General features: G+C 74.0%; 12 protein-coding genes. 2 read left to right on the forward strand and 10 right to left on the reverse strand.

What is annotated here, in order from left to right; translation table 11 throughout:
• Nucleotides 1-100: 100 nt before the first annotated feature.
• The 10 genes from ppk2 to DOO78_RS27495 all read right to left on the reverse strand — a co-directional run bounded on the left by ppk2 (nt 101) and on the right by DOO78_RS27495 (nt 10,556).
• The gene (gene ppk2, locus DOO78_RS13350; protein ID WP_111470281.1) at nt 101-1,018 is read right to left on the reverse strand and encodes a polyphosphate kinase 2; all 918 of its coding nucleotides are present in this window, start codon (nt 1,016-1,018) and stop codon (nt 101-103) included.
• A 106-nt stretch (nt 1,019-1,124) separates the two neighbouring features.
• The gene (locus DOO78_RS13355; protein WP_111470282.1) at nt 1,125-1,817 is read right to left on the reverse strand and encodes a response regulator; all 693 of its coding nucleotides are present in this window, start codon (nt 1,815-1,817) and stop codon (nt 1,125-1,127) included.
• Nucleotides 1,814-4,525, reverse strand: coding sequence for a sensor histidine kinase (locus DOO78_RS28435; RefSeq protein ID WP_111470283.1), 2,712 nt, complete (start codon nt 4,523-4,525; stop codon nt 1,814-1,816). The genes DOO78_RS13355 and DOO78_RS28435 overlap by 4 nt, the downstream gene beginning before the upstream one ends.
• Before the next feature lie 29 nt (nt 4,526-4,554).
• A complete protein-coding gene (locus DOO78_RS13365) occupies nt 4,555-4,878 on the reverse strand; it encodes a hypothetical protein (RefSeq protein WP_111470284.1) in 324 nt (107 codons plus the stop codon).
• Nucleotides 4,879-4,893: 15 nt separating this feature from the next.
• Nucleotides 4,894-5,490 carry a potassium-transporting ATPase subunit KdpC gene (gene kdpC, locus DOO78_RS13370; protein WP_111470285.1) on the reverse strand — a complete coding sequence of 199 codons (597 nt, stop codon included), beginning with the start codon at nt 5,488-5,490 and terminating at the stop codon, nt 4,894-4,896.
• A 3-nt stretch (nt 5,491-5,493) separates the two neighbouring features.
• Nucleotides 5,494-7,566 carry a potassium-transporting ATPase subunit KdpB gene (kdpB, locus tag DOO78_RS13375; protein WP_111470286.1) on the reverse strand — a complete coding sequence of 691 codons (2,073 nt, stop codon included), beginning with the start codon at nt 7,564-7,566 and terminating at the stop codon, nt 5,494-5,496.
• A gap of 14 nt (nt 7,567-7,580) precedes the next feature.
• Nucleotides 7,581-9,290, reverse strand: coding sequence for a potassium-transporting ATPase subunit KdpA (gene kdpA / locus DOO78_RS13380; protein WP_111470287.1), 1,710 nt, complete (start codon nt 9,288-9,290; stop codon nt 7,581-7,583).
• A 3-nt stretch (nt 9,291-9,293) separates the two neighbouring features.
• Nucleotides 9,294-9,413, reverse strand: a complete 120-nt coding sequence (gene kdpF / locus DOO78_RS13385; RefSeq protein ID WP_207802893.1) for a K(+)-transporting ATPase subunit F — start codon at nt 9,411-9,413, stop codon at nt 9,294-9,296.
• Between the two features lie 262 nt (nt 9,414-9,675).
• Complete coding sequence (locus DOO78_RS13390; protein ID WP_111470289.1) at nt 9,676-10,128, reverse strand: thioredoxin family protein; 453 nt, start codon at nt 10,126-10,128, stop codon at nt 9,676-9,678.
• A gap of 278 nt (nt 10,129-10,406) precedes the next feature.
• Nucleotides 10,407-10,556, reverse strand: coding sequence for a hypothetical protein (locus DOO78_RS27495; RefSeq protein WP_165838877.1), 150 nt, complete (start codon nt 10,554-10,556; stop codon nt 10,407-10,409).
• A 506-nt stretch (nt 10,557-11,062) separates the two neighbouring features.
• Between DOO78_RS27495 and DOO78_RS13395 the strand changes: the two genes are divergently transcribed.
• Nucleotides 11,063-12,631 (forward strand): deaminase, encoded by a 1,569-nt coding sequence (locus DOO78_RS13395; RefSeq protein ID WP_165838878.1) that lies wholly within the window; start codon nt 11,063-11,065, stop codon nt 12,629-12,631.
• Between the two features lie 106 nt (nt 12,632-12,737).
• Entirely contained in the window at nt 12,738-13,049 is a 312-nt protein-coding gene (locus DOO78_RS13400; protein WP_111470291.1) for a putative quinol monooxygenase, read from the forward strand.
• Nucleotides 13,050-13,295 lie beyond the last annotated feature (246 nt).

The following is a 13,295-nucleotide window of genomic DNA, read 5'->3' on the forward strand; positions in this document are numbered from 1 at the left end:
CCGCCGCGCCCCGGCCGTCCGGCGCGGCGCGGGGGCCGGCCCTGGTCGTCCCTCATCGGCAGGGCGGCGCCGTGCGGCGGGTCATCCCGGCCGGTGGGACTCAGTACCGCTCGGGGACGTACAGCTCCGCCGGCAGGGTCCGCCGCTCGTAATTCGGATCGAAGACGCGCTCGGGCAGGGTGATCGGCTGCTGCGGCACCGTCTCGTAGGGAATCAGCGTCAGGAGATGCGATATGCAGTTCAGGCGCGCGCGCTTCTTGTCGTTCCCCTCGACGATGTACCAGGGCGCCTCCTTGATGTTCGTCCGCTCGAACATCGCCTCCTTCGCCCGGGTGTACTGCTCCCAGCGCACGCGCGACTGGAGGTCCATGGGCGACAGCTTCCACTGCTTGATCGGGTCGTGGATGCGCATCAGGAAGCGAAGCTGCTGCTCCTCGTCCGTGATGGAGAACCAGTACTTCACGAGGACGATGCCGGACCGGACCAGCATGCGCTCGAATTCCGGCACGTCGCGGAAGAAATCCTCGACCTCCGCCTCCGAGGCGAAGCCCATGACGCTCTCCACCCCCGCGCGGTTGTACCAGCTGCGGTCGAACAGGACGATCTCCCCCGCCGCCGGCAGGTGGGCGACGTAGCGCTGGAAATACCATTGCGTCCGCTCGCGGTCGGACGGGGCGGGCAGCGCGACCACCCGGCAGACGCGCGGGTTGACCCGCTGGGTGATGCGCTTGATGACGCCGCCCTTGCCGGCGCTGTCCCGGCCCTCGAACAGGACCACCACCTTCAGGCCGCGATAGACCACCCAGTCCTGCAGCTTCACCAGCTCGGCCTGGAGGCGCAGCAGCTCGCGGAAATAGGTCTCGCGCGTGATGCTGCTGCGCTTGCGGACCTGCCGCAGCTCCTGGAGCGCGGCGGGAATCCGGCTGTCGTCGATCTCCTGCTCCAGCTCCTCGTCGAAATCATCCTCGAGCTCGAGGTCGAGCCAGCGGCGGTCGGGGTCGGCCTGCGGTCCAGGCATGCGTGTCGTCTCCTTCGGGGCGCCGACCTTACAGGCCGGCCTGTCCCGGCGAAGGAGAAGATTTCGTTGTAATTCCAACGAGGGACGCCCCGCCGGGCGCGACCCGTCAGCCGCCGGCCTCGCCGAAGCGGTAGCCCACCCCGGGCTCGGTGCGGAGCAGCGCCGCGGCGGGGCCGAGCTTCTGCCGCAGATGGCCGATATAGACGCGGAGATACTGCGCGTCCTCGGCATGCGCCGGGCCCCAGACGGAGGCGAGGAGCTGGCGCTGCGTCAGCACGCGCCCCGGCGCCCGCGCCAGGGCGGTGAGCAGGGCCCATTCGCGCGGCGTCAGCCGCAGCGGCTCCGCCTCGCCCTCGAGCCGGGCGCTGCGGGCGGCGAGGTCGATGCGCAGCGGGCCGACCTGCAGCAGCGCGGGCGCGGGGGCCGCCTCCTTCGCGGCGCGGCGCAGCGCCACCCGGATGCGCGCCAGCAGCTCGGCGAGGGCGAAGGGCTTCTCGACATAGTCCTCCGCCCCGGCATCCAGCGCCGCGACCTTCTCCGCCTCCTGGTCGCGGGCCGAGAGGACGAGGATCGGCGCCGGGGAGAAGGCGCGCAGACGGGGGATCACCGCCTGGCCGTCCTGGTCCGGCAGGCCGAGATCGAGGAGGATGGCCGCCGGCGCCTGGGCGGCGGCCAGCCGCAGCCCCTCGGCGGCGGTGCCGGCGCGCAGCGGCGCATAGCCGGCCGCCTCCAGCGCCGGGCCGAGGAAGCGGTGGATTTGCGGCTCGTCATCGATGACGAGGATGCGGGGCGGGCTCATGCCGGGAAGCGCAGCGTCATCCGCGCGCCTTGTCCATGGCCCGGGGGGGCCTCCCGCAACGGGCTCTCGGCGGCGATCCGCCCGCCCATGGCGCCGACCAGGCCGCGGCAGATGGCGAGGCCGAGACCGGACCCGGCGGCGACCCGGTCGGTCCGCCCGGTCCGGAAGAAGGGGTCGAAGATGCGCGGCAGGTCGGCCGGCGGGATGCCGGGCCCGTCATCCTCGACGAAGATCGCCAGCTCCGCCCCCTCGCGCCGCGCCCCGGCCCGCACCCGGCCCTCGGGGCCGGAGAATTTCAGCGCGTTGTCCAGCAGGTTGGCCAGCACCTGGTCGAGCAGCGCGGGGTCGAGGAGGGGGTGCGGCAGCCGCTCCGGCCAGTCGCGGCCGATGCGCCGGCCGGACCCCGCCTCGGCGCGGGCGATCGCGGTCTCCAGCGCCTCGGCGGGATCGACGCGCTCGCGCCGCGGCGTGATCGCCCCGGCCTCGACCCGCACCATGTCGAGGATGTTGGAGAGGAAGCGGCCCATCCGCCCCGCCTCCTCGATCACGGTCGCCAGCAGGTCGGCGCGGGTCGCCTCCGGCAGCCGGGCGCCGCTGTCGCGCAGCGTCTCGGCGGCGCCGCGGATGGCGGTGAGCGGGGTGCGGAGATCATGCCCGAGCGAGGTCAGCAGCGCCGTCCGCAGCGCCTCCGTCTCCGCCCGGGCGGCGCCGCGCGCCCGCTCCTCCATCAGCTCCGCCCGCTCGATGGCGATCGCCGCCTGGTCGAGCAGCGCATCGAGGGCGCGGTCGCGCTCGGCATCCAGCGCCGCCCCCTCGCGCAGCCGCAGCCCGACCAGCCCGACCAGGCCGCGGGCGGTGCGCATCGGCCGGAATTGCCAGGCGAGGGCGGGCAGGGTGTCGGTGCCGCGCCCGGCCGGCCGCGCCTGGGCGAAGGCCCAGCGCGCCGCCGCCAGCGCCGCCTCCTCCGGCTCGGCCTCCACCGGCACGGCGGCCCGCAGCACCAGCTCCGGCTCCGTCCCGGCCGGGGCATCCGGCAGCGGCCGCAGCACGCAGGCCGGCTGGCCGGTGATGCGCGCCGCCTCCTCGGCGATGGCGAGGACGAGATCGCCGCTGGTGCCGGGGGCGCCGAGGCGGCGGGAGAACTCGACCAGCCGGCGCAGGCTGAACAGCCGCGCCCGGGCGGCGCGGACGGAGCGGCCGAGGCCGCCGGTGGTGCCGACCAGCAGCGCCGCCACCAGGCTGAAGACGACGACGCCGACGACATCCTGGGCGCTGGCGATGGCCAGCTCGTAGCGCGGCGGCAGGAACAGGAAATTCCAGCAGAGGAAGGAGAGCAGCGCCGCCAGCGCCGCCGGCGCCGGGCCGGCGGCGACCGCCGCGGCGACGATGGCGGCGAGATAGACCATGCCGAGCGCGCCCTCCGGCACCACGCCATCCGTCGCCAGGCCGACCGCGGTGGCCAGCCCGGTGCAGGCCGGCACCGCCAGCCAGCGCAGCCAGCCGGGCAGCGCCGGCCGCGCCCGCGCCGGCCGCGCCGGCAGGGCCGGGTCGGGGACCAGGTGCAGCGAGAAATCCGTCGCCTGCCGCAGCAGCGCCCCGGCCAGGCTGCGCCGGAACAGCCGCCGCCAGGGCGAGGGCCGGCCGCGGCCGAGCACGAGATGGCTGGCATTGCGGGCCCGGGCATGCGCCAGGATGGCGCCCGGCAGATCGGTCGCCACCGCCGTCTCCACCGCCGCGCCCAGCGCCTCGGCCAGCCGTAGCGCGGCCGCCGGGTCGCCGGCGGCGCCGCCCGGCCGCTCGACATGCAGCGCCAGCAGCGGCGCGCGCAGCGCGTCGGCGATGCGCCGGGCCTGGCGCAGCACCGTCTCCCCCGCCGCATCGCCGCCGAGCAGCGCCAGCACCCGCTCGCCCGCCGGCCAGGGGCCGGCGATCGCCTTGGCGCGCATGTAGTCGCTGATCTCGGCATCCACCCGCTCGGCGGTCCGCCGCAGCGCCAGCTCGCGCAGCGCCGCCAGGTTGCCCGCGCGGAAGAAGCCCTGCAGCGCCCGCCGCGCCTGCTCCGGCGGGTAGATGCGGCCCTGGCGCATCCGCTCCAGCAGCTCGGCGGGCGGGATGTCGATCAGCTCCACCGCATCGGCCTCGGCCAGCACCCGGTCCGGCACCGTCTCGGCCACCCGCACCCCGGTGATGCGGGCGACGGCGTCCGAGAGGCTTTCCAGATGCTGGACATTCATGGTGGTCCAGACCTCGATGCCGGCCCGCCGCAGCTCCTCCACATCCATCCAGCGCTTGGGGTGGCGGCTGCCGGGCAGGTTGCTGTGCGCCAGCTCGTCCAGCAGCAGGATCTGCGGCCGGCGCGCCAGGGCGGCGTCGAGATCGAACTCGGCCAGGCTCTGGCCGCGATAGACGCTGCCGAGCCGCGGCAGCAGCTCGAGCCCGGATAGCTGGGCGGCGGTCTCGGCCCGGCCATGCGTCTCGACCAGGCCGACCACGAGATCGGCGCCGCCGAGCTGCCGGCGGCGCGCCTGGAGCAGCATCTCGAAGGTCTTGCCGACGCCGGGGGCGGCGCCGAGGAAGACCTTCAGCCGGCCGCGCCCCTCCTGCGCCGCAAGCGCCAGCAGGGCCTCGGGGTCGGGCCGCGCCGGATCCCGCCGGGGCGGGTCCTGCGGCGCCGGGATGCGATGGGCGGGGCGGGATGGGTCCTCCATCGGCCGAGGATAATCCGGCACGGCCGCGCCTACCGCATCCGCGGGCCGCGCCCGGTCGGGGCCAGGCAGGCAGCGGCGGTGGCGAGGGCGATCGCCGCCACCCCGGCCATCCAGGCGGCGGCCTGCCAGGGCGTGCCGCCGCCGCCGGGGCGAAGGCCGAGCAGCAGGGCGCCGAGGAAGGACCAGGCGAGCTCAGCCAGGAAACCGCGCAGGACCAGCCCGCCGGCGCCGATCCGCCCGCGGCCGCGGCGCCGCCCGGGGCGCCGGGCCCGCGCCAGGCCGCGGTCGGGCCAGGGACGCCCGCGGGGGCGCCCGCGGGGGGCGCCCGCGGCGCCGGGGAGGGGCATGCGCATCGCCGGCCTCCGGCCTCAGGGCTCCGCGTCGAGGGCGAGGTTGAGCCGCAGCACGTTCACCCGTGCCTCGCCGAGCAGGCCGAGCGCGCGGGGGCTGGCCTCGTGCTCGATCAGCGCCAGCACCCGCGCCACGGGCAGGCCGCGGGCGGCGGCGATGCCCGGGGCCTGGCGCCTGGCATTCTCGAGGCTGATATCCGGGTCGAGGCCGGAGCCCGAGGCCGTCACCGCATCCGCCGGCACCGGGCCCGGCGCGGTGGCGGTGGCCGCGGCGATGCGCTGGCGGATGGCCTCGCGCAGCGCCTCGCTGGTCGGCCCGAGCTGCGAGGCGGCGCCGGCGGCGGCGTTGTAGGGGGCGGGCCGGGTGCCGCCCGGCGCCGCCGGATCGGCCTCGGTCGTCGCCGAGGGGCGGCCATGGAAATGCCGCGGGCTGGTGAAGTCCTGGCCGATCAGCGTCGAGCCGATGATGCGGCCGTTGCGCTCGACCAGGCTGCCGCCGGCCTGCCAGGGGAAGGCGAGGCGGGCGATGCCGGTCATGGCGAGCGGCATGGCGAGGCCGGTGAGGAGGGTCAGCCCGAGGATCATCGCAAGGGCCGGGCGGAGCAGGCTGGTCATGGCTCAGACGATCCCGAGGAGATGCAGGGCGAGGTCGATCAGCTTGATGCCGAGGAAGGGGGCGAGGATGCCGCCGAGCCCGTAGAGCAGCAGGTTCCGCCGCAGCAGCGCCGCCGCCCCCTCCGGCCGGTAGCGGACGCCGCGCAGCGCCAGCGGCACCAGGGCGACGATGATCAGCGCGTTGAAGATCACCGCCGCCAGGATGGCGCTTTCCGGGCTGGTCAGGCGCATCAGGTTCAGCGCCTGCAACTCCGGATAGGAGGCGGCGAAGATCGCCGGCAGGATGGCGAAATACTTCGCCACGTCATTGGCGATGGAGAAGGTGGTCAGCGCGCCGCGGGTGATGAGGAGCTGCTTGCCGATCTCCACCACCTCGATCAGCTTGGTCGGGTCGCTGTCGAGATCGACCATGTTGCCGGCCTCGCGCGCCGCCTGGGTGCCGGTCTGCATGGCGAGGCCGACATCGGCCTGGGCCAGCGCCGGCGCGTCGTTGGTGCCGTCGCCGGCCATGGCGACCAGCCTGCCCTCGGCCTGGGCGGCGCGGATATGCCGCAGCTTCTCCTCCGGCGTCGCCTCGGCCAGCACGTCGTCCACCCCCGCCTCGGCGGCGATGGCGGCGGCGGTCAGCCGGTTGTCGCCGGTGACCATGACGGTGCGGATGCCCATGCGGCGGAGCGCGGCGAAACGCTCGCGGATGCCGGGCTTGACGATGTCCTTCAGCGCGATGGCGCCAAGCATCGCCCCGTCCTTCGCCACCGCGAGCGGCGTCGCGCCGGCGCGGGCGATGCGCTCCACCGCCTGCGCCAGGGCGGGGGGCGTGGCGGCGCCGGTGGCCCGCGCCACGGCATCGACCGCCCCCTTGCGGTAGCGCGCATCCGGGAGATCGAGGCCGGAGAGACGGGTCTCGGCGCTGAAAGGCACGATCCGCGCCCCCGGCGGCAGGGCGGGCGCGGCGATGCCGTGCTGCGCGCGGGCGAAGGCGAGGATCGAGCGCCCCTCCGGCGTCTCGTCGCCGAGGGAGGCGAGCGCCGCCGCCTCGGCCAGCGCCCGCTCGGCGATGCCGGGCGCCGGGTGGAAGCCGGCCGCCTGGCGGTTGCCGAGGGTGATGGTGCCGGTCTTGTCGAGCAGCAGCACGTCGACATCGCCCGCCGCCTCGACCGCGCGGCCGCTGGTGGCGAGGATGTTGACCCGCAGCAGCCGGTCCATGCCGGCGATGCCGATCGCCGAGAGCAGCCCGCCGATGGTGGTCGGGATCAGGGTGATCAGCAGCGCCGCCAGCACGGTGACCGAGGGCGGCTGGCCGTTCCAGCTCGCCAGGCCGACCAGCGTGACCACGGCGATCAGGAAGATGATCGTCATGCCGGCGAGCAGGATGTCGAGGGCGATCTCGTTCGGCGTCTTCTGCCGCGCCGCGCCCTCCACGAGGGCGATCATGCGGTCGAGGAAGGTGCTGCCAGGCGCCGCGGTGATGCGCACCACCAGCCAGTCCGAGACGACGAGCGTGCCGCCGGTGACGGCGCTGCGGTCGCCGCCGCTTTCGCGGATCACCGGCGCGCTCTCGCCGGTCACGGCCGCCTCGTTCACCGAGGCGACGCCCTCCACCACCTCGCCATCCGAGGGGATGAGGTCGCCGGCCTCGACCAGGACCAGCTCGCCGGGGCGCAGCGCCGCCGCCGGGCGCGGCTGCCAGAGGCTGCGGTCATCCGGCCGCAGCAGCCGCTTCGCCACCGTTTCGGTGCGGGCGCGGCGCAGGCTCTCGGCCCGGGCGCGGCCGCGCCCCTCCGCCACCGCCTCGGCGAAGGTGGCGAAGAGCACGGTGAGCCAGAGCCAGACGGCGATGGCGGCGGGAAAGCCCCAGGCGCCGCCGGTCGCCGCAGCCTCGATGGCGAGCGCGGTGACGAGGGCGGAGACCGCCTCGGTGGTGAAGATGACCGGGTTCCGGATCAGGCTGTGCGGGTTCAGCTTGCGCAGTGCCTCGAGGGCGGCGCGGCCGAGCAGGCCGCGGTCGCGCAGCGCGGAGCCGGGCAGGCTGCGGCCGGCCGTGCTGGGCTGCAGGGAGTCCGAGATGTCGGGCATGGGCGGATCGGGCCTCAGTAGGTCTTGCCGGCGAGCAGCACGACATGCTCGGCGATCGGGCCGAGGGCGAGGGAGGGGAGGAATTGCAGGCCGCCGAGGATCAGGATCACCCCGGCGAGCAGCCCGGCGAAGAGCGGCGTGTGGGTCGGCAGGGTGCCGGCGCCCTCCGGCAGCTTCGGCTTGGCGGCCAGCGCGCCGGCCATGGCCATCACCGGCACGGCATAGGCGAAGCGGCCGAGCAGCATGGCGAGGCCGAGCGTCACGTCGAGCCAGGGCGTGTCGGCCGTGAGGCCGCCGAAGGCCGAGCCGTTGTTGCCGGTGGCCGAGGTGTAGGCATAGAGCATCTCGGTCAGGCCGTGCGGCCCCTGATTGGCCAGCGAGGCGAGCGCCGCCGGCAGCACCATGGAGAGGGCGGTGAAGCCGAGGATCGTCGCCGGCAGCACCAGCGCCGCCAGCATCGCCAGCTTCACCTCCCGCGCCTGCACCTTCTTGCCGAGGAATTCCGGCGTGCGGCCGACCATGAGGCCGGCGACGAAGACAGCGAGCAGCACGAAGACCAGCATGCCGTAGAGGCCGGAGCCGACGCCGCCCGGCAGCACCTCGCCGAGCTGGATGAGAAACAGCGGCACCAGCCCGCCGAGCGGCGTCAGGCTGTCGAACATGGCGTTCACCGCGCCGCAGGAGACGCCGGTGGTGGTGGCGGTGAAGAGCGCGACCAGGGCCTGGCCGAAGCGGAGGTCCTTGCCCTCCATGTTGCCCTGCGCCGGGTCGAGGCCGAGCGCCAGGTGCAGCGGGTTGCCCGCCGTCTCGGCGGCATAGATGGCGCCGGTCGCCAGCAGGACGAAGCCGAGCATGACCGCGAGCAGCACCCGGCCCTGGCGGCGGTTGCCGACGAGGGCGCCGAAGCTGAGGCAGAGGGCGAAGGGGATCACGGTCTGCGCCCAGATCTGCAGGGCGGTGGCGATGGCATCCGGCCCCTCGAAGGGGTGCAGCGCGTTCACCCCGAAGAAGCCGCCGCCATTGGTGCCGAGATGCTTGATGGCGATCTGGAAGGCGACGGGGCCGAGCGGGATGCTCTGCCGCCCGCCCTCCAGCGTCTCCGCCGTCACCGCGCCGGCCAGGGTCTGCGGCATGCCGAGCGCGACGAAGGCGAGGCCGAGGACCACCGAGAGCGGCAGCAGGACGTAGAGCGTCATCCGCACCAGATCGGCCCAGAAATTGCCGAGCTGCGTCGCCCGGCCGGTGGCGAAGGCGCGGGTGAGGGCGAGGGCGAGGGCCATGCCGGTCGCCGCCGAGACGAAATTCTGCACCGTCAGCCCGGCCATCTGGCTGAGATGCGAGGCCGCGACCTCGCCCGAATAGGCCTGCCAATTGGTGTTGGTGACGAAGCTGATGGCGGTGTTGAAGGCGAGCGCCGGCGCCATGCCGGGCACGCCCTGCGGGTTCAGCGGCAGCACGCCCTGCAGCCGCAGCAGGGCGTAGAGCAGGGCGAAGCCGGCGGCGTTGAAGCCGAGCATGGCGAGCGTATAGGCCTGCCAGCCCTGGCCCTTGCCGGGATCGATGCCGGCCATGGCGTAGAGCCCGCGCTCGATCGGGCCGAGGAGCGGGTGGAGGATCGTGCGCCGGCCTTCCGCCACCCGGGCGATGTGCCGCCCGAGCGGCACGGCGCCGGCCAGCACCGCGGCGAGGACGAGCGCGATCTGCGCCCAGCCAAGGAGGGTCATGGATCAGAGATCCTCGGGGCGCAGCAGCGCCCATAGCAGGTAGAGGAGCAGCGCGGCGGCGACGGCGCCGCCGAGGAGGAGGTCGAGCATGGTCGGCCTAGACGCGGGCGCAGCCGGCGGCATAGGCGGCGAGCAGCGCGAAGCTGCCGAGGCCGAGGGCGAGGAGAAGGAGATCGGGCAAGAGGGGCCTCCGGATCGGGTCCAAGACCCTCGATCCCTAGGCGGCGGGCCCGTAAAGGCTCCATGCGAATGGCGGGGCCGGGGCGTAAAAAACCCATAAAGACGGCCGCGCCGGCCACCGGCCGGGACAAGCCCGGATGTTGCTCCAGCGCTGCCGGACCGGCCGCCGCGGGCCGGTCAGGGCCGGCCGGTCAGGGTCGGCCGATCAGGGCGGTGTCGCCGCCGGCCGGTTCGCCTCGGCCCAGGCGATGATCCGCTCCGCCGACAGGGCACCGGCCTGCCGCGCCACCTCGCGCCCCGCGGCGAAGACGGCCAGGGTGGGGATGCTGCGGATGCCGAGCTCGTCGGCGATCGCCGGCGCCTCCTCGGTCGAGAGCTTGACGAGGCGCCAGCGCGGCTCCAGCCGCCCCGCCGCCTGTTCGAAGGCGGGGGCCATCACCTGGCAGGGGCCGCACCAGGAGGCCCAGACATCCACCAGGAGCGGCAGGCCGCTATGGTGCAGGTGGCGCCGGAACCGCGCCTCGCTCAGCGCCACCGGCTTGCCCTGGAAGAGCGGCGCCTTGCAGCTGCCGCAGCGTGGCGCCTCGCCGAGCCGGGCGGCCGGGACGCGGTTGATGGCGTCGCAACGCGGGCAGACCACCTGGATGCTGTCGGCCATGCTCCCTCCGAGGCCCTGCAACGCATCAGGCGGCGGCGGGCTTCCGGGGCATGCCGCGCTCACCGGGGGTGCCGCAGCATGCGCTGGGTCATCGGTGGCGGATCATCGTCAGGCGGTCGGAGGGATCGGCCTGAAGGCGATCGGCTCCAGGCCAGCGGCAAGCCATCGGCCCTGGAGCCTGCCGGCGGCGACCGGACATCGGCGCCGCTGCCGGGGGATGTCCCGTCCCGCCGGCCACCGGATGCCGCGCCCTGCCGGGCCACGGCATCCAGGCCGGGTCAGGCCGGCTTGCCCAGCCGCTTGCGGCCGCCTGCCCAGGCCTCCTGGGCGCTGGGGAAGGTGTCCTGCGACTGCTGCACGACGACCTGCGAGGCCTCCTCGACGATCAGCCAGAGCCACCGGCGTGGCGGCAGGGGCTGGCGCTGCACCCTGACCTCATAGCTCCGAGGGTTGCTCGGCGGGATGGCGGGTCCGTTCTTTCCGATGACGCTTGTCGACATGCGTGCGTGGCTTACGGCTCGTTCAGTTTCGGATGTCCATCCCGGGATGGGAGGGTACGCGGCTGAGGCAGCCTAGCGCGCCGTTCCATGGGTGCCCAGGCGGATCGTTGCGAATACCGGAGACTCGAATCCCCGGCACGCCGCTTGTAGGCCAAAGGGGGACCGCGCGCTGCTCACAAGCTTGCTCAGTCGCCCGACAAAGCATCTCGATCGCTGTCGCAAACCGGGCGATCGGCGCAGCTTTTTCTCAGGAGACATAAATAGGTCCCTGCAATTCACGCATGTGGCGATTATTGTGCGCAAGCGGCCCGCGCAGCCGGGTTGACCACACCGTCCTTCGCCCGACATTGGGTTGCCGATCGCGTGCATCATCGCGGGCCGCCCGCCAGGCGCGCCGCGTCACAGGGAGACCCCGATTGGCCCAGCATCGCCGCATGCCGAAGCCGGGGACCGGGCGCGTCGAGGCGCTCGCCCTCGCGCGGGCGGCGCAGGGGGCGGATCTGGTCATCGGCGTCGTCGGCGCGGTCGGCTCGGGCACCTCCACCATCGCCCGCGTGCTCCGCCGCCTGCTGCGCCGGGCCGGCGCCGACGCCACCGCCATCCGGGCGAGCGACGTGCTGGCGCGGGCGGCGCCGCTCGACTGGGCCGCGGCCATGGCCGAGCCGCCGCTCCGCCGCTTCGGCGCCCTGCAGGCCGTCGGCAGCCGGCTGCGGCACGAGAACGACAACGCCTTCGTCGCCGCCGGCATGATCGCCGGCATCCATGCCGCGCGCGCGGCGGGCGGGCCGCCGATCGCGGTCTGCGACGCGATCCGGCACCCGGCCGAGGTGCAGCTCCTCCGCTCCGTCTATGGCGAGGCCTTCTGGCTCGTCGGCGTGGTCTGCGACGAGGCCACGCGGCACGCCCGGCTGATGCGCAAATACGGGCTGGCGCCGGACGATGCCGATGCCGCGCGGGCGGTGCAGGATTTCATGGGCCGCGACGAGAATTCCGGCGTCGAGCATGGCCAGAAGGTCGCCGAGGCCTTCCGCTACGCCGATTTCCACTGCGACAGCTCCGCCTCCCTGCCGCAGGCGGATGCGCCGGATGCGGTGCTGGATGCCTGGCCGGTCACCGCCGATCTCGAACGCTTCCTGGCCCTGGTCCGGACCGAGAAGCCGATGCTGCGCCCGACCGAGGCGGAGCAGGCGATGTACCACGCCTATGCCGCCCGGCTCGGCAGCGCCTGCCTGTCGCGCCAGGTGGGCGCGGTGCTGCTCGGCCAGGACGGGCAGCTGCTGGCGACCGGCTGCAACGAGGTGCCGCGCGCCGGCGGCGGCCTCTATGGCGAGGGGATGGACGACCCGGCCGAGGTCGAGCGCGGCCGCTGCCACGCCTATGGCGGCTTCTGCCGCAACACCGACGAGCGCAACAAGCTGGTCGACCACGTGCTCGACCTGCTGGCCGAGGAGGGCGTCGCGCTGGGCGACGAGACGGCGCGCACCGCGCTGGCGCGGCGGCTGCGGCGCTCGCGGCTCGGCCATCTGGTGGAGTTCAGCCGCTCCGTGCATGCCGAGATGGATGCGCTGGTCTCGGCGGCGCGGCGCGGCGTCTCCACCGTCGGCGCGCGGCTCTTCGTCACCACCTTTCCCTGCCACAACTGCGCCCGGCACATCGTCGCCGCCGGCATCGACGAGGTGCAGTTCATCGAGCCCTATCTGAAGAGCAAGGCGCTCGCCCTGCATGACGACAGCATCACCCTGCCGCAGGCGGGCTGGGTGCCGCCGAGCCTGGCGCGCCGCCTCGGCCGGCCCGGGCCGCAGCGCGTCTGCTTCCGCCCCTATGTCGGCGCCGCGCCGCGCCTGTTCCGCCGCGCCTTCCTCAAGGATGGCGAGGTGAAGGACGGCATGTCCGGCCGGCTGCTGCCGGCGCCGGAGCAGGCCTTCGAGAATCGCCGGCCGCTCAGCGAGGGCTACCGCGCGCTGGAGGCGGAGATCGCCGCGCGCTTCGCCGGCACCGGGTGACCCGACCCGGCTGATCGACCCCGCTGATCGACCCCGCTGGCCCGATTGGCAGCCGGGACGCCCCGGCCTAGGCTCGCCGCCTCGGCCAAGAGGGGAACGTCCAGCCATGATCCACGTCGTCGCCATCATCACCGCCAAGCCCGGCATGCGCGGGCAGATCCTCGAGCATTTCCGCGCCAACATGCCGGCCGTGCATGCCGAGAAGGGCTGCATCGAGTACGGCCCGGCGATCGATGCCGAGGGGATGGGCAAGTTCCAGACGCCCTTCGGCGCCGACACCTTCCTCGTCATCGAGAAATGGGAGAGCAAGGAGGCGCTGGCCGCGCATGCCGCGGCGCCGCACATGGCCGCCTATGCCGCGAAGACGAAGGAGCTGATCGCCAGCCGCGTCATCCACGTGCTCGAGCCGGCGGCCTGACATCGCGGCACGCCGTTGCCGGTCTCCCGGCAACGGTCGGCGACGCTAGGGCATTCCCCTGAACACCGGTTCAGGAGAAATGCCCTAGACTATTGTTTTCAGAGCATCTTCACCCGATCAGGTGAGTCCACCCGATCGGGATCTGCTCTAGAGCGTGTTACGGACCGAGTTGATCCCAAATATATGGGATGTGTACTGAGCTGCGGCGATATTGCTATCCGACCGACACGAGCGAGGAGGAATGGG

Source organism: Roseicella frigidaeris (assembly GCF_003258945.1).
Classification (GTDB): domain Bacteria; phylum Pseudomonadota; class Alphaproteobacteria; order Acetobacterales; family Acetobacteraceae; genus Paracraurococcus; species Paracraurococcus frigidaeris.